The organism is Roseovarius sp. CH_XMU1461, assembly GCF_037027165.1.
GTDB lineage: Bacteria > Pseudomonadota > Alphaproteobacteria > Rhodobacterales > Rhodobacteraceae > Roseovarius > Roseovarius nubinhibens.
Window position 1 is genome coordinate 326,678 of the sequence record NZ_JAYMDV010000001.1, and the last position, 23,831, is coordinate 350,508.

The following is a 23,831-nucleotide window of genomic DNA, read 5'->3' on the forward strand; positions in this document are numbered from 1 at the left end:
CCGACCGTTAGAACGATGCCCCATATTCGCGTCTCCAAAATTCGAAAATTGCTAGGCAAAAAAGGTGACCGTGAACAGGACGCCCCGCATTGACCCCCGCGAACAGCGACTGGACTTCTTTCCGGTCGAAAAGCGAATCCGCGTCGAAGAGCACATCCTCGAAGGCACTCTTCCAGGCCCCCCCGCGCAGCCAAGTTCCCAGAGGAAAGCCAAACCCTTGTTTGCGTGTCTTATCAAAGGTTGGCGGCAGCAGCTTGGAGCTAAGCTGCTTGAGAATGATCTTGCGGTCCATCGGGCTGGCCTTGAGGCGCGAGGGCACACAGCGGAAAGCCAAATCGATGACCGAGGGATCAAGGAACGGCGCCCGTAATTCGAGCGAGTTCAGCATGCTCGCCCGGTCGATCTTAACCAAGATATCCTCGGGCATGTAGTTCTTGAAATCGAACCGCGTAATGCGCTGCACGCCGTCGGCGACGTCCGGCACCCGGGAGCTGCGGAAGTCCTCGGCAAAGGTACTATTGTCCACATGACCTTTCAGCAACCGCGCCCGTTGATACCGGCCGAAATAAGGTGCGAAGACCGGCAGTTCGTGGCGCAAGTCAAAACCGATCATAGAGAGATAAGCCCGCCCCTTCATGCCCAGCGACATATGGCGCTGGGCCAGTGCGCTTACCGCGCGGCGTGGTCCAACAGGAATGCGGCAGAAAAGGTGCTGCAGTTCCGCCATGCGGCTGGCAGAATAATAGCCACCGAACAGCTCATCGCCGCCATCGCCGCCCAATGCGACCTTGCAATGAGTCCGGATCGCCCGCGACACCAGATAAGTTGGGATCATTGAGGAGTCGTTGACTGGCTCGTCATACTGGCGCGCCAGCAGCGGCAAAAGATCCGGCGTCGCATCGGCCGCGTCTAGGACTGTATGATCGGTGTTGAAATGATCGGCGATCAGTTGCGCATACGAGGTCTCGTCATAGGCGCGATCGTCAGGATTGCCGACCGTGAAGGTTCTTAGTCGTGGCGCTTCGCGCGCGGCTAGTGCCGTAATAATGCTGGAATCCACCCCACCGCTGAGCAGCACGCCAGCCGGCACATCGGCGACCAGTTGCCGTCCAACCGCGGCCGACAGCCGCCGCTCCAATTCCTCAAGAAGCTCAATATCGTCGCCGCCGAAGGCATCGGCGTCATAGTCGGGAAGGTCCCAGTAGCGCCAAACCCTGACATCACCACTCGCGAGGTCAAAGGTCATCGCATGCGCCGGCGGCAGCTTTTTCACGCCGGTCAGAATACAGCGGTCTCCCGGGATGTATCCAATCGACAGATAGACATCGAGAGCTTCACGGTCGATCCGGCGCTCGAAGGCTGGATCGGCCATCAGCGCCTTCAGCTCCGATGCGAAACGCAGCTCGCCATCCTTCAGCCGATAGAACAGGGGCTTCTCCCCGGCCCGGTCGCGAGCCAGAAAAATGCGGTTGTGTGCCATGTCATGAATGGCAAAGGCGAACATGCCCTCCAACCTAGACAAGCAATCCTCACCCCAGGCCTTGTAAGAGGCAATGATCACCTCAGTATCGGAACTGGAGCGAAACGCGTATCCTCGCTCCTCTAGGATCTGTTTAACCGCTCGGTAATTGTAGATTTCGCCGTTAAAAGTGATCCGGACGCGTCCTTCTTCGCAGACCATAGGTTGGTGCCCGCCGGGCGAAAGGTCGATGATCGCAAGACGCCGGTGGCCAAAGCCGACAAGGCCATCATTTGAATAGTATTCGCCAGCGCTGTCTGGGCCGCGATGCTCCATCATATCGCGCCCGACTCGCAGCCAGGACCGATCCGAAGGCCGCTGACTCGCGGCGAATCCCACTATTCCGCACATGGCTGACCGCTCATCCCGATAACGCATGACGAAAAAACAAACCAGCTGCGGAAGAGCGGTTGCACGCGGCGATCCTGCTCGGAACCGATCACCTCTGTCATAGCCTTTGATCCACCGCGGCCCGCGGCAAAACGTATTTCAGATCGAACAGTACGCTGTTAGATTTGCCTAGGGCACGGATCGCATCGGCCCCCATCTCCGCGAACTGCTTATGGGCCACAGCCACGATAATTCCATCATACGCACCCAGCTGCGGCGCATCAATCAGATCCAACCCGTATTCGTTCGCCGCCTCGGCCGGGTGGACCCAAGGATCCCAGACATCAACCCGTGCCCCGTAATCACTAAGTTCCGCAATGACATCAACCACCCGCGTATTGCGCAGGTCGGGGCAGTTTTCCTTGAAGGTGAGTCCCATGATCAGCACCCGCGCGCCCAGGACGTGAATGCGTTTGAGCAAGAGCCCCTTGACCAGCTGACCCGCCACATAGGCGCCCATGCCATCGTTCAGCCTGCGACCGGCGAGAATGATTTGCGGGTGATAACCGATCGCTTCGGCTTTCTGTGTGAGGTAATAGGGATCGACGCCGATGCAGTGCCCCCCCACCAAACCGGGACGGAAGGGAAGGAAGTTCCACTTAGTCCCCGCCGCCTGCAGCACCGCCTCGGTGTCGATGTCCATGCGATTAAAGATCATCGCCAACTCGTTGATCAGTGCTATATTCAGGTCGCGCTGAGTGTTTTCGATGACTTTGGCGGCCTCGGCCACGCGGATGGATGGGGCCTTGTGGGTCCCCGCCGTCACGATCGATGCGTATAGATCGTTGATTAAATCCGCGACTTCGGGCGTCGAGCCCGAAGTAACCTTAGTGATAGTGGTCAAGCGGTGGGTCTTGTCGCCCGGATTGATTCGCTCTGGGCTGTAGCCCGCGAAAAAATCCGTGTTGAAGGACAAACCCGATACGCGCTCTAGGACAGGTACGCAGTCCTCTTCGGTTGCCCCGGGATAGACGGTAGATTCATAAATCACCACATCACCGCGCTTGAGTACCTTGCCGATGATTTCCGACGCCTTGATCAACGGCGTCAAATCAGGACGTTTGTAATCGTCGATGGGCGTCGGGACTGTGACGATAAATGTGTTGCATCCCGCGACGTCGGAGAGGCTCGATGAAAACCGAAGATGCCCTGCCTCTGTCAGCTCATCGTCGCTGACTTCAAGCGTCGAGTCATGCCCTGCTTGCAAAGCCTCGATGCGTTTAGTGTTGATGTCAAAGCCGACCACCGGCCGGTGTTTGCCAAATTCCACCGCAAGGGGAAGCCCGACATAGCCGAGGCCGATGACGGCAATCTTGGCGTTTTCAAGGGATAAGGATTGCATATTGACCTCAGACATTGTAATAACTCCGGTACCAATCGACAAAGTGCGCAATACCGTCTCGAAAATCTGTTTGCGGACAATATCCCGTTAGGCTTTGTAGAAGAGAAGCTTCCGCCCAAGTCGCGGGCACGTCACCCATCTGCATCGGCATGTAATTGCGGATGGCCTTCTTGCCGAGCACATCCTCGATCGCCTCTATGAAGTCCAGCAGCTTGACTTTGTCCGAATTTCCGATGTTCACCACTCGATAAGGTGCCACCGGAGACAGGCTGTCTCCCTCTGGCACGACGCCATCCTCGCAGCGCTCTGGCACCGCGTCGATCAAGAGCCGGATGCCGCGCACGAGGTCTTCAACGTAGGTGAAGTCACGATACATGTCGCCATGGTTGTAGATGTCGATCGGGCGATCCTCGAGGATTGCGGCAACGAATTTGTAGAGCGCAAGATCGGGGCGCCCCCATGTGCCGTAAACCGTGAAGAAGCGAAACATTGTGGTCGGAAGGTCCCACAGATGCGCATAGGAGTGCGCCATGCTTTCATTGGCCTTCTTCGTCGCGGCGTAGATCGTAAGCTGCGTATCAGCCTTCTCGGTTTCCGTGAACGGCATCTCGGTGTTGGCGCCGTAGACCGAGGATGTCGATGCCATGAGCAGGTGATCCACTTCTAGCCTGCGGGCCGCTTCCATGACATTGAAGGTTCCGATGACATTGGAGTCGAGGTAAGCGCGGGGGTTTTCTAGGCTATAGCGCACCCCTGCCTGTGCTGCGAGGTGGACGATGACGTCTGGCTGGAATTCGTCGGCGAGCTTGTCGAATTTATCCTGATCCTCCAGCATTCCTTCTGTCGCAGAAAAGGCGGAGTTTTGCAGCAGCATCCCATGGCGTCGATGCTTTAGGGTGACGTCGTAGTAGTCGGTCATCCCGTCATAGCCGTGCACCCGAAACCCCTCTACCAACAGAAGCTTGGCCAGATGAAACCCGATGAATCCGGCAGTCCCGGTGATGAGTACTTTGCGCTGCTTCACTTCGGGCACACTCCATTAAGCTTTGTTGAAATGGTAGTCGCCTCACCATTTCCCAACTCCGAACTCAGCGCCTCGATCTCTTCCCTCAACGCCTCGTATTCTTCCATCTTCCGCACTAGAAACGCGCGCGTTAGCGCTGCCCTCCGCGCGATGCCTTTCGGTGTCAAAGCGTACGCATACCGCCGCTTATCTTCTGCCGCTGTGAAATTCCCTAGCTTCACCAGCCCTTTGTCGATCAGGGCGTTCAGCACGTAGTGGATCCCGCCGACACTGACGCCAACCGCCTCAGCCAGTTCACGCTGGGACATTTCAGGGTTTTCTTGAAGAAGGCGCAGCACGCGAAAATGCGTGTCCTCCCGCAGCTTGGTACGCTTGCTGGTCATTTTGGGATTTTCTCAGGCTACCGCACAAGGACTGCCCATGGGGCGCCTTGTTAGATGCAATGGTGATGATGAGAATAGATTCCACATCGCTCAGATTTGAGCGGTAGCAGATGCCGCGCGCGCCAACAAGCGAAATTTCAGAGTTCAAGAGGTTTTCGTCACTTCGGACGATGAAGTAGCGAACGACCCGAGTCGTGCAAGCCTAGCCAGAGAGGACCCTCACTCACGTTGAGGGCATCAGCAGGCATTCAACCGCGCCACCAATAGATAGACTGAATATGTAACAAGTTCTCAAATGAACGACTTTATCAGCGCAAGCCTAGTTCATGGCTGGCGCTCTTTGTCGATACCTAGCGGGGCGTAGTGGTTGCTCCATGAAACTCGGCCCCATGTCGCAAAGGGAAAAGTCAATTTGGAAAATCTCCTGCAATCTGACCCCAGGCAAACCCTTCACCCGAGTCGGCCACTCCTCACCTGGTCAGACGTCGAACTACTGTCGTCTTTCGCCAGTTGGGCTTGTGCTGCCGCTTCGGCGGCGCTTGGGCTATCTTTCCGCTCGGCCTGTTCCACTGCTTCCTCCATGCTGATTGTGTTCAGCACCAGCTCGAACCGTTCAAGGTTCTCGGACGCATGGGTCACGCGCGCCGCGGCTCATGCGTGCCCACCCGGATATGGGCAGATCCTCGTTAGGCTCCCTGGCCTCGCGCCACCAAAGAGTCTGGCTCCACTCTGGCGCGGAAGGGGCGGTTGGGAGATCGAACAGCGTCGCTGGCCTCGACCGCGCGAATTTGACACGCAAAGGGGCTGGCCTCTCTGCGCAGCCGCTTTGAGCTTCCATAATGCTGTTGGGTCCGATCGCTTTGATGCCCGAGAATTTGCGCCACCGCCTCGGGAGAGTGGTTCGATGTCCCGCGAAGGTCCGACGCCAAAGCATGACGGAACACGTAGGGTGTCAGGTGCTTGCGCATGCGTGGATAGGCCTGTTTGCCGATGCGGCGACAGAGCTTGCCTAGCCGTTGGGACACCCTGCGGCTGCGTTCCACCCTCGTCAGTGGCTTGCCTCCGGCATCAAAGCGCGGGGTCTTTAGGCGGAAGAGGAAGCGTTGACCAGGATACTTCAGAGCTGTCTCCGCCAACCACTTCGCCATGGGAGTCTGCGCGCGGAGGTGAAGATGGCGGTGGGTCTGGCCCTTGCCTGCTGTGCGCCGGGTCTCGCTGCCGCATTTGGCGCCGCGAACCGTGATGATGAGGCGTTTACCATCGGGGCTTGCCCATATGCGGACCCCATGCCTGTCACTGAGCTCGCTCGGGCGCGCACCCGAAACCATCAGGATGGCCATGGCTGCTTTCTCGAACGGGCCTATGTGGCGGTCCCGGCAGACCTCCTGCCAAAATCTCAGACGCCAGCAATAGTCCGGATCGTCAGATCGCTTGCGCCGTTCATGAATGCGAAGGGCTGTGAGCGTGGCGTAGGCCCCGGAAGATTGCTTCTTGCGGATCGCTTTGGGGGGCCTGACGGTCTTTTGCGGAGGCCCGGCTGCAGCCCTTGGTGGAACCTCAAGGAGAAATCTGGTCATCTTAAGGACCCCAGCAGTGAGAGGCTCGTCGGGAGCATCTTCATCGGAGACAGGCGTCAGGTTGAGATCGGGAAAGAGGTCTTTGATCAGCGCTTGCCGCCGGTCCGATCTTGGCTCGTTTGCCAGCGCCCAGCGCAGGAAAGAAGGCAGCTGCTCAAGCAAGTCATAGGATCCCAGACGCGTCAGCGCCGTGCGGAAATCCTGCCTTTGAGAGGGGCTCTTCCAGTCTTCGCGTTGGTCTCGATCCAGAAAGGCCAGGTATGCATCGCGGGACCGGTGGGTGCGCGCCAAGGCGGCGGCCCGTTTGCCATAGGCTTGCCAGCTCCCAGTGGCCGCTAACTCTGATGGGGTGCGATCGGACAGGGCATTGACGGCCAGATCGACTGCTTGGCGCACCCGTTGCAGGTCCTCGATTGTGAGCTCAGGACAGAGCGCTTTGCCTAGCCTCTCGCAAAGAGAATACGGGGCGTCCTCCATCCTCATTGGGCGGGCCCCTTGCTGCAATTTACATTTGGCGGCGACAAGCTCTGTGTCGCGGGCTGCGCTGCGTCGAAAGAGAGTAGATGTCCATAGTGATCACCCTCTCGAACAGCACCATGATCATCCCCCTCTGAGGGGCCGAGGTAACAGGAATGTTGAGTTTGGTAACGGGAATATGGAGGGCGTTCATTCCGTGTCCTCATCTCTCAAAGCTCCCTAGTCAGAAGCTCGAGAACGGCCACATAAAGCGGACGATCGGCATGTGTCCTGTGCTCGTGAAGGGAAAGCCGCAGGCCAATATGCGCGTGCCAGATGGCTCCGGATAGAAGCGCCACGTCCGTTCCAGCCTCGAGGGGTATGAGCTTTAGAGCCCGGCTGAATATCGGGGAGCCAAGGCGGGCCTGCCACAGAGCCTCTGATCGCTCGTCCTTCTGCGGGTTTGGCACCCGCATAATCTGAACCCGCAGCGGGCGCTTGGGAGGGTCCAGTAGGAAATCGCAGACCCATCCCTGCGAGGTCTCATTCAAGACACCAGTGTAAAAGGGTCGCTCAAACCCCGCGACAGCTAGCTCGGCAAGTTTGCCGTTGATCTCGCGACGTTGTCGTTGAACGCCTTCTCGGATCTTCTCTGGGTCAGAAGTCCAATTGTGGTCTTGTGGCCGTTGTTGAAGTTTGCGTTGGGGGTTCTGGACCATCGATTATCGCTCCGCGTTTTGTGCTGCGGAGGAGGTAACTGATCGTGATTAAAGGGAAATAAAAAGGGCCATAAGGTCACCAATTCGACTACGTCATATAGACTTTGTACCGTCATCAAAGTTTCACGTTTATTGAGAAAATAGACTTGCCATCGCTCAATTTTGAGCGATATGTGGGGCCGTGCTGTTTTAACGAGGACTCAGAATAATGTACCATGATTGCCGTGAAAATTGGTTTCTGGCCCAAGTAAAACCGAACTGCGCCAACATCGCGGACAAGAACCTCAAACGGCAGGGGTTCAAAACCTTCCTCCCGCTCGAAGAAGAGACACGCCAGCGCAATGGCAAGTTTGTCACTGCCATGCGGCCACTATTTCCCGGTTATATATTCGTGGCATTCGATGCGGCTCGCGGATTCTGGCGCACGGTCAACTCAACCTATGGCATCACGCGCTTGGTGAGCTTTGGCAATGAACCGACAGCGGTTCCGCTGGATCTAGTCTCGTACCTGATGCAGCGTTGCGATGCGAAGGGCAAGCTGTTGCCAGCGACGCGTCTGTCGCCCGGCGATAAAGTGACATTGACAACAGGGCCCTTCGCCAATTTTGTGGCAGAGGTGGAAAAAATCGCGCCGGACCGGCGCGTTTGGGTCCTGATGGACATCATGGGTGGCCAGACCCGCGTTGCGGTCGGGGCGGATCAGCTCCGGGCGGTGTAAACCGAAGTACCTGCGAAGCCTGATCATTGATTACGGATCACCCCAGCGGTCCCAATGATCCTTAGGCCAATCCCCTCAGCCAGAGGCAAAGGGGATTGAAATACAGCGCCACTCAAGTGAGCCGCCCCCTACCCGTCCTGACGCAGGCCAGCGGTGGCTTTTTGCATCGCGAGGATGAGCGCGTCGCGGCGGGCCGACAGCACGGCAAGGGTGTCGCCGCGTGCCTCGTCATTGACGCCGCGGATCAGGGTTTCGGCCACCTCCGGGGTCAGTTGAACCTGTCCCAGATCGTCCCACCAGCCGTTGAACGTGTCGCTGAAATGGTCGCAAAAGGCGCGCAAGCCGCCCGCACCCGCGCCCAGATTGAAGAGCATCGTCGGCCCCATCGCCGCCCAGCGCAGGCCCGGCCCGGCCCAGACCGCCTTGTCGACATCCTCGACGCTGGCCACGCCTTCGACCACGAGGCTGATCGCCTCGCGCCAGAGCGCCGCCTGCAGGCGGTTGGCGACATGGCCGTTCTTTTCCTTGTTGAGCCGGATCGTCACCTTGCCGACCGCGCGATAGAACTCTTCGGCCCCGGTCACCGCCTCGGGTGCGGTGCGCTCGTTGCCCATCACCTCGACCAGCGGGATGAGATGCGGCGGGTTGAACGGATGGCCCAGCACAAACCGCGCGGGATCGCGCCAGCCGCCCTGCATCTGGCCCAGCGTCAGCCCCGAGGCCGAGCTCGCCACGATGGCGGCGGGATCGAGCGCCGGCTCAATCTCGGCAAAGATGGCCTGTTTGATCGGCAGGCGTTCGGGCACGTTTTCCTGCACAAACCCCGCGCCTGCGACCGCCTCTGCGGCGCTTTGGGCAAAGGTGATCGCGTCGGGGCGGCCCTCTGTGGTCAGCCCCAGCTCGGTCAGCGTGGGCCAGGCCGTCGCGATATAGTCGCGCACCGCGCGCTCCGCACCGGGGGCCGGATCATAGAGGGTGACAGAGCGGCCGGAGGCCAGAAACAGCGCTGCCCAGCTCGCGCCGATGACGCCGCCGCCGAGACAGGCGGTATGTGAAAAATCCATCAAAACAACCCCGGTTGCAAAGGGGAGGCCGCCGTCAGGCCGCCATCCACGGTGAAAAACTGCCCCGAGACGAACCGCGCCTCGTCCGACGCGAGCCAGACCGCCATGGCGGCGATGTCCGCCGGTTCGCCAAAGCGCCGCGCCGGGTGGCGGCGGATCGCATCGGCGCGCGCCGCCTCCGGGTTCTGGGCGAGGTCAAACCCCGCCTCGAGCATGCCGGTGTTGATCCAGCCCGGACAGATCGCGTTGCAGCGCAGCCGCGGCCCGTGATCGACCGCAATCGAGCGGGTGAGCCCATGCACGAACCCCTTGGACGCGTTGTAAAGCGCCATGGAGGGATCGGCGTGATTGGCCGAGATCGACCCCATGTTGAGGATCACCCCGCCGTCGCGCAGCACCGGGATAAAGCCCCGGCAGGCGTTGAACACGCCCCGGCAATTGGCCCCGATCACCAGATCCCAATCGGCATCCGTGCTGTCGGCCACGGTCTTTTCCACCTGCACGCCCGCGTTGTTGACGAGAATGTCGATGGCACCGGCCTCAGAGACCAGCTGTGCCACCTGCGCCGCGTCCGAGACATCCGCCGTCACCCAGCCACAGCCCTCGGGCAGCCCTTCGGGCCGTGCCCCCCGGCCACAGGTGATGACCTCTGCGCCCTGGTCGAGAAAGGCGTCGACGATGCCGCGCCCGATGCCCTGCCGTCCGCCGGTGACGACCGCCCGTTTCCCCGCGAGCCGCATCAGTGGGCCACCATCACATGGCGCACCGACGTATAGGCGTCGAGCGCGTAGATGCTCATGTCACAGCCGGTGCCCGAACCTTTCATCGCGGCCCAGGGCATTTCCGGTGTCGGCACGCCATGGGTGTTGACCCAGGTCATGCCATAGCGCAGCTGCGAGCTGAGCCGCATCGCGGCCGAGAGATCGCGGGTCCAGACCGAAGAGGCGAGCCCAAAGGGCGCGGCATTGGCGATGCGAAGCGCCTCGTCGGCATCCTTGATCCGCGACAGGGTGACCACCGGGCCGAAGACCTCGGAGGCGGCGATCTCGGCGTCATTGTCGACATTGGCAACGACGGTCGGTTGATAGAAATACCCCGGCCCTTCGCCCGAGGCGCCGCCGGTGGCGATCTCGGCATTGCTCCGCGCCCGGTCGATGAACCCCGCCACGCGGTCGCGCTGCACGCTCGAGACGATCGGTCCCATCTCGGTGCCCTCGGCGCGCGGCGCGCCGATGCGGATCTGGCCGACCTGATCGGTCACCGCCTGCAGCACCTTGTCATAGACCGAGGCCTCGACCATGAGGCGGCAGGGCTGGGCGCAATCCTGACCGGCGTTGAAAAAGCTGCCATAGCGGATGGTTTCCGCCAGCGCGCCGATGTCGGCATCCCCCAGCACGATCACCGGGGCCTTGCCGCCCAGTTCGAGATGGACATGGCGGATCTGACGGCTCGCGGCACGCATCGCGGCCATGCCGGTGGCGGGCGAGCCGGTGATCGAAATCCCCTCCATGCGGGGATCATTGATCAGCGCGTCGCCCACCGAGGCCCCGCCGCCATGTATCACGTTGAGCACACCGCGCGGCAGCACATCGGCCAAGAGATCGGCCAGACGCAGCGTGGCGAGCGGGGTGATTTCCGAGGGTTTGAGCACCATGGTGCAGCCCGCCGCCAGCGGCGCGGCGATCTTCCACGCGGCCATCATCAGCGGGTAATTCCACGGCGCGATGCTGGCCACCGGCCCGATAGGATCGCGGCGGATCATGCTGGTGTGACCGGCCACATATTCGCCCGCAGCCGAGCCACCCATCGTGCGCGCGGCCCCAGCCATAAAGCGGAACGTGTCGATGGTGAGCGGCATTTCCTCGTCCCGCGCCATCGGCCAGGGCTTGCCCACGTCGAGGGTTTCCAGCTCGGCCAGCTCTTCGATATTGGCCTCGATCACATCGGCGATGGCCAAAAGATGCGCCGCCCGTTCCGATGGGGTCGAGAGGCGGTAGCTCTCGAAGGCCTCATGGGCGGCGCGCGTGGCGGCCTCGATCTGCTCTGGCGTGGCCTCGGCCACCTCTGCCACCTGCCTGCCGGTGGCCGGGTCAAGCACCGGCAGCGCCGCGCCCTGCCCCGCGACCATTTCGCCATTGATCAACATGTCTGTCTGCATCTCGCCCCCCATATAATCCTTGTCGCGCCCTTAGAATGAAACCTGATCGCCGCCCTTGAGCCCGAGCCGCGCGCGCGCCTGCTCGGGCGTGGCGATGTCGAGACCGAGGCTTTCGATGATGCCACGGATCTTGGTCACCTGATCCGCGTTGGAGCGGGCGAGCTGCCCCGGCCCGATGTACAGACTGTCCTCGAGCCCGACGCGGACATTGCCGCCAAGAAGCGCCGCCTGCGTGGCAAAGCGCATCTGATGCCGCCCGGCGGCCAGCACCGACCATTCGTAACTGTCGCCAAAGAGCCGTTGCGCCACCCCGTGCATATGCACGAGATTGTCGAGATCGGCCCCGACCCCGCCGAGAATGCCGAACACCATCTGGATGAAGAACGGCGGCTTGACCCAGCCCTGATCAATCACCCAGGCGAGATTGTAGAGATGGCTCAGGTCGTAGCATTCAAACTCGAACTTGGTACCATGGCCATCGCCCAACTCGCGCATCGCGTATTCGATATCGGCGAATGTGTTGCGGAAGATGAAATCGCGGGTCATGTCGAGGAACTCGGGCTCCCAGTCATGTTTCCACTCGCTGTATTTCGCCTTCATCGGGAAGATGCCGAAATTCATCGACCCCATGTTCATCGAGGCCATTTCCGGGCTGGCCCGGAGCGCGGCGCGCAGCCGGTCTTCGCGGCTCATGCCGAGGCCGCCGCCGGTCGAGACATTCATCACCGCGCCCGTCGCCTGCTTGATGCGTGGCAGGAACTGCATGAAGAGATCGGGATCGGCATCCGGCTGGCCGGTTTCGGGGTTGCGGGCGTGCAGATGGATGATCGACGCCCCCGCCTCGGCCGCGCCGATGCTCGCCTCGGCGATCTCGCTCGGGGTGATCGGCAGATGCTCGGACATGGTGGGGGTGTGGATGCCGCCGGTGGGCGCGCAGGTGATGATCACCGGGTTCGGTTTGGCCATGGTCGCGGTCCTTGTCAGAGTTTCATCTGTTGCACTTGCGCCGAGAGCCCGCCGTCGAGCACCCAGAGCTGACCGCTGGCATAGCGGGCCTCGTCGGAGGCGAGCCAATTGACGAGATTGGCGATGTCGTCGGGCGTGCCATAGCTGCGCATCGGGTGCACATCGCGCACCGCCTGTTGCAGCTCGTCGATGCCCTTGCCGCCGCCGCCCGAACCATCGCCGGTGAAAAAGCTCTGCAGCATCGGCGTGTCGATATAGCCGGGGCAGATGGCGTTGACGCGGATGCCTTCGGGGCCATGATCGCAGGCCATGGCGCGGGTCAGCGCATGGACCGCGCCCTTGGTCGCGCAATAGGCGGCGAGGCCGGGATCGGCGATGAACCCGTCATAGCTGCCAAAGTTGATGAGGCTGGCGGTGGTGCCACCCTGGGCCGCCGCCCGCATCAAGGGCAGCGCATGTTTCGAGGTGAGAAACGTGCCGGTGACATTGACCGCAAAAGACCGGTTCCATTCCTCGAGCGTGGTGTGCTCGATGGTCTTTTCGATCTCGATCCCCGCCGCGTTGACGAGAATATCAAGCTTGCCCGCCGCGTCGCGCACCTTTGCCATGGCGGCGATGACCTCGGCCTCGTCCGCCACATCGAGCCGCAGGAACTGCCCCGGCGCCGTCCCCCCGCCGAGCGATCCGCCCTCGTTCAGATCGGCGGCATAGACCGTCGCGCCTTCGCGCATCAGCCGCGCACAGATGGCGCGCCCGATGCCGCCGCGCCCGCCGGTCACCAATGCGACCTTGCCTTCCAACATCATTTGTCTGTCTCCTTCAGGGGCGGGTATCTGTACCGCGCCGCCGCCACCGTCCAATCCATGTGATTGCGGACATATTCCTGGCTCGCATCGCGCGGCGGGTTGTAATCCCAGCTCTCGCCGCCCGCCGCCTCCATCGCCGCATGAAGCCGGCGCCGCGAGCGTTGTGTCGCGATGATATCAGCCCGCAGTTTCTCGCCATCCCAGCGCCCGGCCACCTCTTCGGCGAACATGCGGGCGCGGCAGGCGTAATCCGGGTCCTCGACCCGGTTCACCCGCTCGCCGGGATCGACGGAGAGATCATAGAGCTGTGGCGGGTCGCCATCGCAATGGATGTATTTGAGATCGCCGCGCCGGATCATGAACACCGGCCAAGCGGTCATTTCGGCGCAATATTCGCTGATCGCCTCGTCCTGCGGGTCCTCTTCGCCGCGCGCAAGTGGCATCAGGCTGCGCCCATCCACCGGCTCGCCCAGCACGCTCTCGTCAGCGCCGGCAATCTCGAGGAAACTCGGCAGAAGATCGATGAGCGAACAGGCGTTGGCCGCCGCGCCCTGCACCACCCCCGGCCCCGCCATGATGAGCGGCACCCGCGCGGAATGCTCGAAAAAGTTCATCTTGTACCACAGTCCACGCTCGCCCAGCATATCGCCATGGTCGGCGGTGACAATGACCACCGTGTTGTCGAGCTCGCCGATCTCATCGAGGGTTTTCACCAGCGCGCCGATCTTGCTGTCGAAATAGCTCACATTGGCGAGATAGGCGCGCCGCGCCCGGATCACCTCGTCGCGCGACAGCGGCACATAAGAGGCCTCGATCCCATCCATGAGCCGCCGCGAAAACGGGTCGTGTTCCGCCAGCGGCAGCACCTCGGGCAGCTCGATCTCGTCATCGGAATAGAGATCCCACCATTCGGGCCGCGCCACATAGGGATCATGCGGATGGATGAAGGACGCCACCATGCAAAACGGCGCTTCCTGCCCCGCCGCCCGGTCACGCGCCCGGTCGATGAGCCAGCGCCGCGCGGCAAATTCCACCTCGTCATCGTAATCGGTCTGGAACGTGGCAATGGCACAGCCGCTTTCCTTGACGGTCTGCATGTTGTGATACCATTTGTCGATCCGCTCGTCCGGGGCCTCCCAATCCGGGGTCCAGGCGAAATCCGAGGGGTAGATATCGGTGGTCACCCGGTCTTGGAACCCGTGTTTCTGGTCGGGGCCGACGAAATGCATCTTGCCCGAAAGACAGGTGCGATAACCCAGCGCCGACAGGTAATGGGCAAAGGTCGGCACCGTGGCGCGGAACTCGGACGCATTGTCATAGGCGGCGATCCGGCTGATGAGCTGTCCCGACATGAAGGCAAAGCGCGACGGCGCGCAGAGCGGCGCGTTGCAATAGGCCGCGTCGAACCGCATGCCGCGCGCCGCCAGCGCATCCATATGCGGGGTCTTGGCCACCTGATGCCCATAGGCGCCGGTGAAATGCGGCGCGAGCTGATCGGCCATGATCACCACGATATTGGGACGGCGCGGCGCCGCCTTGGCGGCCGCGCTCATCGCGCGGCCTGTTCAGCAGCCCGTTTTGCCGCCTGAGCGTAGGCGTCGAGGACGAGCCCGTGGAAATGATGCACCGCATGTTCCGATTTGCCCGAACCGCTGGGATCGCTGACGATCCGGCCCTGGGCAAAGGCGGGGGTGTTCATGCCACGCTGCACGCTCTCAACGAGGCTGATGTCCTCGACCTGCAGCACCTCGTCGAGATAGCGGATCGCATCGCGTTCCATCGCATCCGGCTCCGGCGTCTCGAGATAGAAATCATAGGTCTCGAGCGTCTTGTCCGGCCCCACCGGGATGATGTTCAGCACGATCATGCTCGACCGGCCGGGATAGCGCATGAGACAGGTCGTGGGCCAAAGCCACCAGACCGCATGCGTTCGCACCGTGGCGTTCGACACGTCATAGGCGCTGTTTTCGCCCTGCCCCGCCTCGGCCATATGCGAGGAGTAGATGCCGTAGGTGGTCACCTTGTAGGTGTCCATATCCACCAGATCGCAGAAATCCTTATGTGCGGTCGGGCAGTGATAGCATTCGAGGAAATTGTCGACGACATTCTTCCAGTTCGAATTGATCTCATAGGTCAGCCGATGCCCGAAGGTGAGCTGATCCACATCCGGGGCCCAATGGCGGATCTCGGTTTCGAGATTGCCCGATTGCTCTGCCAGAGGCGCGGCGTCGCGGTCGAGATTGACGAAGACAAAGCCCGCGAATTCAGTGACCTGCACCGCGTCGAGGCAGATGTCCTTGGGGTTGAAATCCTCAAGATGGTCGGTCTCTGGCGCGCGCACCAGCTGCCCGTCGAGCTTGTAGACCCAGGCGTGATAGGGGCACATGATCCGCGTCGTGTTGCCCTCGCCGCGAAGCAGCTCATGTGCGCGGTGTTTGCACACGTTGTAGAAGGCGCGCAGCACGCCGTCGCGGTCACGCAGCACGGCGACCGGCTGACCGGCGACCTCAATGGCGATATAGGCCCCCGGCTCGCGCAGCTTTTCGACATGGCAGACCCATTGCCAGCTCCGCCCGAGGATCGCGGCGCGGTCGGCCTCAAACCATTCCTGCCGCGTATAGGCATCGGCCTTGAGCGACAGCGACCGGCCCGCCTCTGGCGCATAGCCCTCGCCGATCCGGGCGAACGCATCCTTTGATGGCATTTCGAACATGGCAGCCTCCCGAGCTTTGCTGTGGTCGCGGCACCGCATCCCGGGTGCCCAATGATCTCAGCATCCTCTCAAACGGCACGGCAAACTACACTTGGATCGCCGTCCATTTATCCTAATTCGACGTGCACACTCATTTTTCGCGGCTCGGACGGTGCATCGGCCAGGCGCGAAACTCAAAGGGCACGCGGCCTTCGACCCGGTCCTGGCGCGGTGGCAGGCCAAACCTCTCCTTGTAGGAGCGCGAGAAATGCACCTGTGTCGAGAAGCCCGAGGCGAGCGCCACCTGCGCCAGCGGCATCTCGGTCTGGGTCACCAGCCCGCGCGCCCGGTCGAGGCGAATGTCGCGATAGTAAAGCGCCGGGGTCTTGCCCACATAGGTGCGAAAGAGCCGTTCCAGCTGACGCTGCGACAGGCCGGCGCGGTCGCTGATCTCGGGCAGGCTCAGCGGTTGTTCGAGATGGCGCTCCATTTCGGTGATGGCGCGGCGCACCGAGACCGGCGCGCTGTTGCCCAGCGGCTCGAGCGCCTCGACATTCTGCTGACTGCCCGCCGGGCGCACGCTTTGATGAAACACATAGCGGGCGGCGGCATTGGCGATGTCGTCGCCATGGGTGCCACGCAGGATGTTGAGCGCGAAATCCACCGCCGCGCTGCCGCCGCAACAGGTGATCCGATTGCCATCATAGACAAAGAGATCCTCGGTCAGCTCGCAATCCGGATACATCTCGCCAAAGGCGTCGATATGTTCGTAATGTACCGTCGCCCGCCGCCCGTCTAGAAGCCCCGCCTCGGCGAGGATAAAGGCCCCGGTGTCGAGCCCGCCCAAGGTCGCCCCTTGCCGCGCCCAGCGCCAGAGCGCGCTGTGCAATTGCGGGCTGCGATTGGCCTCGGGCGTCCAGCTGCTCGACACGATCACCATGTCGGGCGCAGTCTCGGCCCGCGCCTCGCGCAGCTCAGAAAGCGGCCTTGTGTCGATAACCATGCCATTGCTCGCAGGGCAGGCCCCGCCCTTTTCCGAGACGATCTGCCAGCGCACCAAGCCCCGGCCTTCAAGGTAATTGGCGGCGCGGAACGGGTCGAGAAACCCGGCGGTGGCGCTCATGTTGAAATGCGGGGTGAGCAGCACCAGAAGATTGAGCGTGCCACGGTTGAGCGGGTCCATCTGTCGCCTCAGGTTCAGTTTTCGGGGACAGTTAACCTTATGCGACATGCCGCCTCGCTGTCACGCGGTTTGGCGCGGCGGGCCTTATGGGTATTTGGAACCAGAAAGAGGCGCGCGGTCCGGAGAAGGATCGCGCGCCGGACTTGGCAGAGTTTCAGGCCTTTTGCCGGGCGTTGTCGGGGTCCCAGACCGGCGCGTCATGCAGTGTGAGTGCGCGGCGTTCGCCAAGCACCACCACCTCGAGCCCCTCGGTGATCTCCGGCGCGACATAGGCAAAGGCGAGGCTCTTGCCAGTGGCATGACCATAGCCACCCGAGGTGCAGACGCCGACGACCCGGTCGCCCTGCATCACCGCCTCGCCGCCATAGATATCGCAATCCGTGGCAGCCACCTCGCCATAGACGAGCTTGGTCACGATGCCCTCTTGGCGAACCTTCTCGGTGGCCGCGCGGCCGATGAAATCGCCCTTGTCAGATGCATAGAACCTCTGACAGTCGGCCTCGATCAGCGTGATCTCATTGGTGAGCTCTGCCGCATAGCCGCGATAGGCCTTTTCCATGCGCAGCGAATTGACCGCCTGCACGCCGAAATCGGCGATGCCGTGCTCTGTGCCCGAGGCCCAGATCGCATCGTAGAGACGCGCCAGATCGGCCATGGGCGCGTGCAGCTCCCAGCCAAGCTCGCCCACATAGTTCACGCGCAAGGCGCGCACCGGGATGCCCGCGATCTCGATCTCCTGACCCGATAGCCAGCGGAAGCCCGCGTTGCTCAGATCAGCGTCGGTCAGCGGCGCCAGCACGTCGCGGGACTTGGGCCCGGCCACCACCAGCATGCCAAAGCGGTCGGTCACATTGCTGATCTCGACATCCGCGCCTGCGGCAAGGCTGAGCTGATCGCGCGCCATCCGTTCGGTGCCCGCGCCCGAGAGCACATAGAACCGGTCGTCGCCGAGACGGGTGATCGTCCATTCGCCCTCGATCCGGCCATTTTCCGACAACACATGGGTAAGCGTGATGCCGCCCTGCTTGCGCGGCAGCCGGTTGGCGGTGAGCCGGTCGAGCAGCGCCTCGGCACCGGGGCCGGAGACGTCGAACTTGGCAAAGCTCGACAGGTCCATGACGCCCACCCGCTCGCGCACGGCGCGGCATTCCTCGGCCACGATGTCAAAGACGTTGTTGCGGCGGTATTGCAGCTTTTCCTCGAACCCGTCGGGGGCGAAATACTTGGGCCGCTCCCAGCCATAGACCTCGGTGTACACCGCGCCCTTGGCCTTGAGCGGCGCGTAGAGCGGCGTCACCCGGCTCGGGCGGCCGGCATGCACCTCGCGGCCCGGCAGCGGGGTTTCGAACATGTTCTCGTAATCGTCAAAGCTCTTGGCGCGGGTATAATCCGGCGTGGCATAGGCCCCGAAGCGGCGCGGATCGACGCAATGCATGTTGATCTCGGCATCGCCATGCACCATCCATTGCGCGAGATATTTGCCGGTCCCCGCGCCCTGCGCGATGCCGATGGCCGAGCCGCAGCATTGCCAGAAATTGCGCAGCCCCGGTGCAGGACCGACCAGCGGGTTGCCGTCGGGCGTGTGCGGGATGGCGCCGTTGATGATCCGCTTGATTCCGGCATTGGCAAAGATCGGCATCCGTTCGAGCGCCTTTTCAAGCCAGGGCGCGATCCGGTCGATATCGCCCTCGAAAAGCTCGTTCTCGCTGTCCCATTCGGGAAAGCCGCCGCGCCCGGCCCAGGCTTCGCGGCTGCCGTGATGTTCATAGATGCCCACGAGCCCGGCCTTTTGTTCCTGCCGGTAATAGCCCGCGGTGGCCGGGTCGCGCATCACCGGCAGCTCGAAGTCGCTGCCGGCGAATTCCGCCAGCGGTTCGGTTACCAGATATTGGTGTTCCATATTGGTGATCGGCGTTTCGACACCGACCCGTTTGCCCACCTCGCGGGCATAGCAGCCGGCGGCGTTGACCACATGCTCGGCCCGGATGGTGCCCTGATCGGTCACCACGTCGAACTCGCCCGAGGGCAGAACCTGAATATCGGTGACGCGGGTGCGGCGGATGATCGTGGCCCCCATCTGCCGCGCGCCCGCCGCCATCGCGTTGCAGGCGCTCGAAGGGTCCACATGGCCATCCATATTGGTATAGGCCCCGGCGAGGATGCCGTCGGTCTCGAGCCACGGGTTAAGCTCCTTGATGCGCTCCGGCCCGATGACCTCCATGTGAAAGCCGACATTTGCCGAAAACCCGGCCACATGGCGGAACCAATCCACCTCTTCCTGCGTCGTCGCCAGCCGGATACCGCCACAGCCATGCCAGCCCGCGGGCTGGCCGGTAATCCCTTCCAGACGCGGGTATAGCGTGTTGGAATAATGGTGGATCTTGGCCATGTTGTAATTGCTGATAAAGCTCGGGCATTGGCCCGCCGCATGCCAGGTCGATCCGCTGGTCAATTCGCCCTTCTCGATGAGCAGGACATCTTTCCAGCCTTCTTCGGCGAGGTGATAGGCAAGCCCGACCCCCATCATGCCGCCCCCGACGATCACGACCTTTGCATGTGATTGCATGAGCAAATTCCTTTCTTGAGATTACCAGATGCCATTGCCGGCCCGCATCCGGTCTCTGGGCAGAATGATGTTGAACGCGTCGCGCAGCTGCCGATCCACCGCCTCGGGAATATGGTTCGGGTAATGGTCGGCGAGAATGGCGCTGACCTGATCGCGGGCGATCTCGCGGGCGTCGCGGGCGCCGGCCTCTTCCCAAGCGCTGATGCTACGGCGGTCGGCGATCTGCGGGTAGAGGTAATCGGTTTTCATGCGGGTGTAGGTCTGGGGATGGCCAAGGTAATGGCCCTCGCCCAAGACCACATCGCGGATCACCTCAAAGTTTACCGTGTCCTCATTGACCTCGACCCCCTTGACCGTGCGCAGGATCGCGCCAAGCAGATCATTGTCGAGCGCATAGCTCTCGAAACTCGTGCCCATGAGGCTGCCATGCATGCCCGCGCTTTCATGGATCATCGACGCCCCGGCATGGGCGGCGAGCGAGATCGTATAGCCCTTTTCGCCGCCCGACTGCATATCCGGCAGCTTGCTGTCGGTCATGCCCGCGGGCACCGAGTTCGGCAGATCATAAAACGCCGCCATCTGGGCACAGGCCGCCGACAAAAGCGCCTGTTCGCCCGAGCCCCCGGACATCGCACCGGTGCGCAGATCGCTCACAAACGGCCAGGTGGCAAAGATACCGCGGCAGTTCGGGTCGATGATGTTGCACAGGATGAGCCCCGCCAGCACCTCGGCACAGGCCTGTGCCACGGCCCCGGCCAGTGCGGCGGGCGCGGTGGCCCCGGCTTGCCCTGCGGCGACCAGGAGGATCGGCATCCCGGCCTCGACCGCCGCTTCGAGCGCGTCACAGCTCTCGGTCGCAAAGCGCATCGGCGGCACCACGTGACAGCAAACGGCGGTACAGAAGGGCCGTTCGCGGAACTTGTCCTCGCCCCCGGCCACTGCGTCGAGCATCGGCATCACCGCGCGCACGCTGGCGCTGTCGGTATAGCTCACCGCGATGGATTTCGTCGTGCCCGAGAGGCAGGCATAGGTGGTGTTGATGTCGAGATCGAGAATGGTCTTTGTGTCGCGCGCCACGACCGAGCGGTGATACCAGTGGATATTGTCGAGCCGGTCCACCAGACGCGCGATGTCATAGAGATCGGCCACGGTGCTTTCGCGATACTTGCCGCTGGCGAAATCCATAATCGTCGGCGCCGCCCCGCCAGTGCCGGCATGGACGCGCTGACCGCCGATCTCGAGATCATGCGCCGGGTCGATCCCGTGCAGCGTGAACTTGCGCCGGGTGCGGGCGATCACATCCTCGACGAGCGCCCGGGGAAAGCGCAGACGCCCCGCCCCATCCACCTCGCAGCCCGCCGCAACGGCGCGGGCCTCGAGGCTGGGGGTGATCTGCGACAGGCCGAGATCGGCCAAGAGATCGAGCACCAGCGTGTGAATACGCTCGACCTCGGACCCGGTGAGTGGCCGGTAGCGGCCCCCGACCATGCCGGGGCTGATCGGCGGCAGGGCCGGTGTGGTCTCGGGCTTGCCGCGACCTCGGCGGTTCGGTTTGCGGGGGGCAGTGACTTGCATGGGGGACCTCGCGGCGTTTTCCTGCCCCAGTAGCCGCCGAATCTGCCCCTTTCTCAAACGATCATTTTGAATGCAACGCATTCCCCTGGATCATCCGAAACTCATTCCATCCCGTCGCATTCCTCAACCATCCATTGCAAAAATGCCGCGACCGCCGGGTCGGCGGCCCGGGCGATGGATGCCCCGATGTAATAGCTACAGCTTGTGACAAGCGGCGTATTGAAGAGACAGACCAATTGCCCCGAGGCGAGCATCGCATCGGTGATATAGCTCCAGCCGAGCGCCACGCCGCGCCCCGCCTCGGCCCCTTGCAGGACCATCGGATAGCTGTTGAGCCGAATGCCCCGCCGCACCGGCTGGCCGGTCACGCCTTGCTGCACCAGCCAGACATGCCAATCGACCGCGCCCCAGATCGTGCCGCCGCCATCGAGATGCAAAAGCGTCTGATCGAGCAGATCACTCGGGCGGCGCAGCTCGGGATGGTTCTGCAGATAGCCCGCGCTGCACACCGGATAGACCCGCTCGCCAAATAGCCGCCGCGCCTCGACCCCCGGCCAGTTGCCAGCGCCAAAGAGCACCGCCACATCGGCATCATCCTTGGCCAGATCAACGAGCTGATCGGTGGCGAGAATGCGCAGATCGATCTCGGGATAGCGGTCCGCGAAACGCTCCAACCGGGGCATCAGCCAATAATAGGAAAAGGCCACCGAGGTGGCGACGGTGATCTGCGGCGTATCGCTGGCGCGTCGCAGCCCATTGACCGCGAGCGCAATCTCGTCGAGCCCCCGGGTCACCGCCTCGAAAAGATCGCGCCCCTCTTGGGTGAGCTCAATCGCGCGATGTTTGCGCAGAAAGAGCGCCCGCCCCAGATCCTCTTCAAGCGCGCGGATCTGCCGGCTGACCGCGCTTTGCGTGAGGCAGAGCTCGTCCGCCGCGGCGGTAAAGCTCATCCGGCGCGCCACCGCCTCGAAACTGTGGAGCTGCGACAAGGCAGGCAAAGCGTATTTCCGCAAAGAGGCTCCCCCTCGGCATCGGCAATACGAGCGAGCCTATCTGCCAATGGGTTCACGGGCCAAGCGAGAACTCACCCTATAGGCGTAATTTTTTATCGCGCGCCAAAGTGTCCCAATAAAAACCCATTTCGCCAAAACACGGATAGCGAGTTAAAGGGCGCGCCCCTCATCTTTTGATTGATCAACAGCCCCGAAAGCATCTCCTTTTTCAAAAGTCCTTTTAACAGGGCCACCCATCCCAATCCCGAACTATGGCAAAAAGAAACAGCCCCCCGCAGCGATTGCGAGGGGCCGCTCTCTATCTTCTCAGGTCTCTCGGCTGGAGGACAATAAATCTCAGATCGCGAAATCTTCGATCTTCGCACCTTTTTTCACCGCGTCCTGAATCCAGTTGGGCTTACGCCCCCGGCCGCTCCAGGTTTGCGAGGCATCTTTAGGGTTGCGGTATTTCGGCGGCAGCTTGTCTTTGGCTTTCGCTTTGGACTTGCCCGAAACCAACTCCGAAAACTCGAAACCACGTTTGGCTGCCATGGCTTTCATTTCGGCCAGAACCTCTTCGCGTTCTTCGACTTTCTTACGGGCGATTTGTTCGTCGATCTCCTTGCGCATTTCCTGCAGCTCGGCGACGGACATCTTGGCATAGTTCGGCATTTTTCTATTCCTGCTTGAATGTGCGTGTACGCACTAAATCTAACAGTAGAATTAAATAAGCAAGGAGGATTCGTGAAATAAATTATTTTTACGTCTACGGGAATCGGGAATTAATGCCTCGCCTTCACATTATTCCACACTGAATAAACCCCTGGGTCGCACGGTCCCATTGCGCTCACTCTCTCCTTTTTGACACCGGCTTTCCCAAAGAAAAACAGCCCGAAAACAAAAACGGGCCGCCCCATGGGACAGCCCGCGCCTGCAAATTCATAAGATGGGGTTAACGTATCTCGGCGCTATGCCAAACATTTTTGATGGTGAGATAACTCTCGAGCCCCTCGGTGCCGCCTTCGCGGCCATAGCCGCTGGCCTTGACGCCGCCAAAGCGCGTTTCGGGCAGCGACGCCTCAAGCGTGTTGATCGACAGGTTGCCAACCTCGACCTCATCCACCAGCCGCGCCATGTAATCGGCCCGGTTGGTAAACCCGTAGCCCGCCAGACCATAGGGCAGCGCATTGGCGCGGGCGATGGCCTCGTCGAGCTCCCTCACCGGGTTGAGAATGGCGATCGGACCAAGGGGCTCTTCCTGCATGATCCGGGCGCTGTCGGGCACATTGGCCAGCACGGTCGGCGCAAAGAAATAGCCCCGCTCCCACATCGCCGCCCCGCCAAAGCGCAACTCGGCCCCCTTGGTCACCTCATCCTCGACCAGCGCCGAGAGAACCGGCACCCGGCGATCATTGGCAAGCGGCCCCATGCCGATCTCGACGCCGGTGCCGCTCGATGAGGGCGGGCGCTATGGCTATACGGTCATGGGCGATCTCGGCTTTCACGTGCTCGACCTGCAGGACCCGGCCAATCCCAAGGCGGTCGGCAGTGTCGATCTGCCGGTCAATGTCGGCGGCGTCGAGGGCGACAATATCGACGTGACCCGTGTGCAATCGCGCGGCATCGTGCTCGCCAATGGCTATCCGATGAATGAGGATTGCTACGAGCCCTAAAAGGACATCTTTGTCATCGACGTCAAAA

20 protein-coding genes are annotated in these 23,831 nt (G+C 61.9%); 2 read left to right on the top strand and 18 right to left on the bottom strand.

The window, feature by feature from the left end; genetic code table 11:
- Window positions 1-7 precede the first annotated feature (7 nt).
- From asnB to WA237_RS01635, 5 genes are all read right to left on the bottom strand, one after another.
- Window positions 8-1,897, bottom strand: a complete 1,890-nt coding sequence (asnB, locus tag WA237_RS01615; RefSeq protein ID WP_336096415.1) for an asparagine synthase (glutamine-hydrolyzing) — start codon at window positions 1,895-1,897, stop codon at window positions 8-10.
- 70 nt (window positions 1,898-1,967) lie between these two features.
- Window positions 1,968-3,266 (bottom strand): Vi polysaccharide biosynthesis UDP-N-acetylglucosamine C-6 dehydrogenase TviB, encoded by a 1,299-nt coding sequence (tviB, locus tag WA237_RS01620; protein ID WP_336096416.1) that lies wholly within the window; start codon window positions 3,264-3,266, stop codon window positions 1,968-1,970.
- Window positions 3,259-4,284, bottom strand: coding sequence for an NAD-dependent epimerase/dehydratase family protein (locus WA237_RS01625; RefSeq protein ID WP_336096417.1), 1,026 nt, complete (start codon window positions 4,282-4,284; stop codon window positions 3,259-3,261). Before WA237_RS01625 ends, tviB begins: the two co-directional genes overlap by 8 nt.
- On the bottom strand, window positions 4,272-4,658 hold the full coding sequence (locus tag WA237_RS01630; RefSeq protein WP_336096418.1) for a MarR family EPS-associated transcriptional regulator: 387 nt from the start codon (window positions 4,656-4,658) through the stop codon (window positions 4,272-4,274). Before WA237_RS01630 ends, WA237_RS01625 begins: the two co-directional genes overlap by 13 nt.
- Window positions 4,659-5,344: 686 nt before the next feature.
- Window positions 5,345-6,718, bottom strand: coding sequence for a site-specific integrase (locus WA237_RS01635; protein ID WP_336096419.1), 1,374 nt, complete (start codon window positions 6,716-6,718; stop codon window positions 5,345-5,347).
- A 900-nt stretch (window positions 6,719-7,618) separates the two neighbouring features.
- On the opposite strand from WA237_RS01635, the gene nusG reads away from it, so the two are divergent.
- A complete protein-coding gene (gene nusG, locus WA237_RS01640) occupies window positions 7,619-8,128 on the top strand; it encodes a transcription termination/antitermination protein NusG (RefSeq protein ID WP_336096420.1) in 510 nt (169 codons plus the stop codon).
- A 128-nt stretch (window positions 8,129-8,256) separates the two neighbouring features.
- Here the strand turns inward: nusG and WA237_RS01645 are convergent, their stop codons facing one another.
- The 13 genes from WA237_RS01645 to WA237_RS01705 form a co-directional block, all read right to left on the bottom strand.
- The gene (locus tag WA237_RS01645) at window positions 8,257-9,192 is read right to left on the bottom strand and encodes a 3-hydroxyacyl-CoA dehydrogenase NAD-binding domain-containing protein (protein WP_336096421.1); all 936 of its coding nucleotides are present in this window, start codon (window positions 9,190-9,192) and stop codon (window positions 8,257-8,259) included.
- On the bottom strand, window positions 9,192-9,932 hold the full coding sequence (locus WA237_RS01650) for an SDR family NAD(P)-dependent oxidoreductase (protein WP_336096422.1): 741 nt from the start codon (window positions 9,930-9,932) through the stop codon (window positions 9,192-9,194). Before WA237_RS01650 ends, WA237_RS01645 begins: the two co-directional genes overlap by 1 nt.
- Window positions 9,932-11,350, bottom strand: a complete 1,419-nt coding sequence (locus tag WA237_RS01655; protein WP_336096423.1) for a gamma-aminobutyraldehyde dehydrogenase — start codon at window positions 11,348-11,350, stop codon at window positions 9,932-9,934. The genes WA237_RS01650 and WA237_RS01655 overlap by 1 nt, the downstream gene beginning before the upstream one ends.
- 30 nt (window positions 11,351-11,380) lie before the next feature.
- A complete protein-coding gene (locus WA237_RS01660; RefSeq protein WP_336096424.1) occupies window positions 11,381-12,316 on the bottom strand; it encodes a 3-keto-5-aminohexanoate cleavage protein in 936 nt (311 codons plus the stop codon).
- A 14-nt stretch (window positions 12,317-12,330) separates the two neighbouring features.
- Window positions 12,331-13,122 (bottom strand): SDR family NAD(P)-dependent oxidoreductase, encoded by a 792-nt coding sequence (locus tag WA237_RS01665; RefSeq protein ID WP_336096425.1) that lies wholly within the window; start codon window positions 13,120-13,122, stop codon window positions 12,331-12,333.
- Window positions 13,119-14,675, bottom strand: a complete 1,557-nt coding sequence (gene betC, locus WA237_RS01670; RefSeq protein ID WP_336096426.1) for a choline-sulfatase — start codon at window positions 14,673-14,675, stop codon at window positions 13,119-13,121. The genes WA237_RS01665 and betC overlap by 4 nt, the downstream gene beginning before the upstream one ends.
- Entirely contained in the window at window positions 14,672-15,835 is a 1,164-nt protein-coding gene (locus tag WA237_RS01675; RefSeq protein WP_336096427.1) for an aromatic ring-hydroxylating oxygenase subunit alpha, read from the bottom strand. Before WA237_RS01675 ends, betC begins: the two co-directional genes overlap by 4 nt.
- A gap of 130 nt (window positions 15,836-15,965) precedes the next feature.
- Window positions 15,966-16,997, bottom strand: a complete 1,032-nt coding sequence (locus WA237_RS01680) for a GlxA family transcriptional regulator (RefSeq protein ID WP_336096428.1) — start codon at window positions 16,995-16,997, stop codon at window positions 15,966-15,968.
- A 154-nt stretch (window positions 16,998-17,151) separates the two neighbouring features.
- Window positions 17,152-19,563, bottom strand: a complete 2,412-nt coding sequence (locus WA237_RS01685; RefSeq protein ID WP_336096429.1) for an FAD-dependent oxidoreductase — start codon at window positions 19,561-19,563, stop codon at window positions 17,152-17,154.
- A gap of 21 nt (window positions 19,564-19,584) precedes the next feature.
- A complete protein-coding gene (locus WA237_RS01690) occupies window positions 19,585-21,138 on the bottom strand; it encodes a trimethylamine methyltransferase family protein (RefSeq protein WP_336096430.1) in 1,554 nt (517 codons plus the stop codon).
- Between the two features lie 101 nt (window positions 21,139-21,239).
- Window positions 21,240-22,136 (bottom strand): transcriptional regulator GcvA, encoded by an 897-nt coding sequence (gcvA, locus tag WA237_RS01695; RefSeq protein WP_336096431.1) that lies wholly within the window; start codon window positions 22,134-22,136, stop codon window positions 21,240-21,242.
- 351 nt (window positions 22,137-22,487) lie between these two features.
- Window positions 22,488-22,802 carry an H-NS histone family protein gene (locus WA237_RS01700; RefSeq protein WP_009812759.1) on the bottom strand — a complete coding sequence of 105 codons (315 nt, stop codon included), beginning with the start codon at window positions 22,800-22,802 and terminating at the stop codon, window positions 22,488-22,490.
- Between the two features lie 280 nt (window positions 22,803-23,082).
- The gene (locus WA237_RS01705) at window positions 23,083-23,559 is read right to left on the bottom strand and encodes an aldehyde dehydrogenase family protein (RefSeq protein ID WP_336096432.1); all 477 of its coding nucleotides are present in this window, start codon (window positions 23,557-23,559) and stop codon (window positions 23,083-23,085) included.
- Here WA237_RS01705 and WA237_RS01710 point away from each other — a divergent pair.
- The gene (locus WA237_RS01710) at window positions 23,558-23,803 is read left to right on the top strand and encodes a hypothetical protein (protein ID WP_336096433.1); all 246 of its coding nucleotides are present in this window, start codon (window positions 23,558-23,560) and stop codon (window positions 23,801-23,803) included. The genes WA237_RS01705 and WA237_RS01710 overlap by 2 nt on opposite strands.
- The last annotated feature ends 28 nt before the right edge of the window (window positions 23,804-23,831 follow it).

Bases quoted from the DNA above. Each gene is read 5' to 3' on its own strand.
- asnB (WP_336096415.1), bottom strand. From the start codon at position 1,897: ATGCGTTATCGGGATGAGCGGTCAGCCATGTGCGGAATAGTGGGATTC.
- tviB (WP_336096416.1), bottom strand. From the start codon at position 3,266: ATGTCTGAGGTCAATATGCAATCCTTATCCCTTGAAAACGCCAAGATT.
- WA237_RS01630 (WP_336096418.1), bottom strand. From the start codon at position 4,658: ATGACCAGCAAGCGTACCAAGCTGCGGGAGGACACGCATTTTCGCGTG.
- WA237_RS01635 (WP_336096419.1), bottom strand. From the start codon at position 6,718: ATGAGGATGGAGGACGCCCCGTATTCTCTTTGCGAGAGGCTAGGCAAA.
- nusG (WP_336096420.1), top strand. From the start codon at position 7,619: ATGTACCATGATTGCCGTGAAAATTGGTTTCTGGCCCAAGTAAAACCG.
- WA237_RS01645 (WP_336096421.1), bottom strand. From the start codon at position 9,192: ATGGATTTTTCACATACCGCCTGTCTCGGCGGCGGCGTCATCGGCGCG.
- WA237_RS01650 (WP_336096422.1), bottom strand. From the start codon at position 9,932: ATGCGGCTCGCGGGGAAACGGGCGGTCGTCACCGGCGGACGGCAGGGC.
- WA237_RS01655 (WP_336096423.1), bottom strand. From the start codon at position 11,350: ATGCAGACAGACATGTTGATCAATGGCGAAATGGTCGCGGGGCAGGGC.
- WA237_RS01660 (WP_336096424.1), bottom strand. From the start codon at position 12,316: ATGGCCAAACCGAACCCGGTGATCATCACCTGCGCGCCCACCGGCGGC.
- WA237_RS01665 (WP_336096425.1), bottom strand. From the start codon at position 13,122: ATGATGTTGGAAGGCAAGGTCGCATTGGTGACCGGCGGGCGCGGCGGC.
- betC (WP_336096426.1), bottom strand. From the start codon at position 14,675: ATGAGCGCGGCCGCCAAGGCGGCGCCGCGCCGTCCCAATATCGTGGTG.
- WA237_RS01675 (WP_336096427.1), bottom strand. From the start codon at position 15,835: ATGTTCGAAATGCCATCAAAGGATGCGTTCGCCCGGATCGGCGAGGGC.
- WA237_RS01680 (WP_336096428.1), bottom strand. From the start codon at position 16,997: ATGGACCCGCTCAACCGTGGCACGCTCAATCTTCTGGTGCTGCTCACC.
- WA237_RS01685 (WP_336096429.1), bottom strand. From the start codon at position 19,563: ATGCAATCACATGCAAAGGTCGTGATCGTCGGGGGCGGCATGATGGGG.
- WA237_RS01690 (WP_336096430.1), bottom strand. From the start codon at position 21,138: ATGCAAGTCACTGCCCCCCGCAAACCGAACCGCCGAGGTCGCGGCAAG.
- WA237_RS01700 (WP_009812759.1), bottom strand. From the start codon at position 22,802: ATGCCGAACTATGCCAAGATGTCCGTCGCCGAGCTGCAGGAAATGCGC.
- WA237_RS01710 (WP_336096433.1), top strand. From the start codon at position 23,558: ATGCCGATCTCGACGCCGGTGCCGCTCGATGAGGGCGGGCGCTATGGC.
- WA237_RS01705 (WP_336096432.1), bottom strand. From the start codon at position 23,559: ATGGGGCCGCTTGCCAATGATCGCCGGGTGCCGGTTCTCTCGGCGCTG.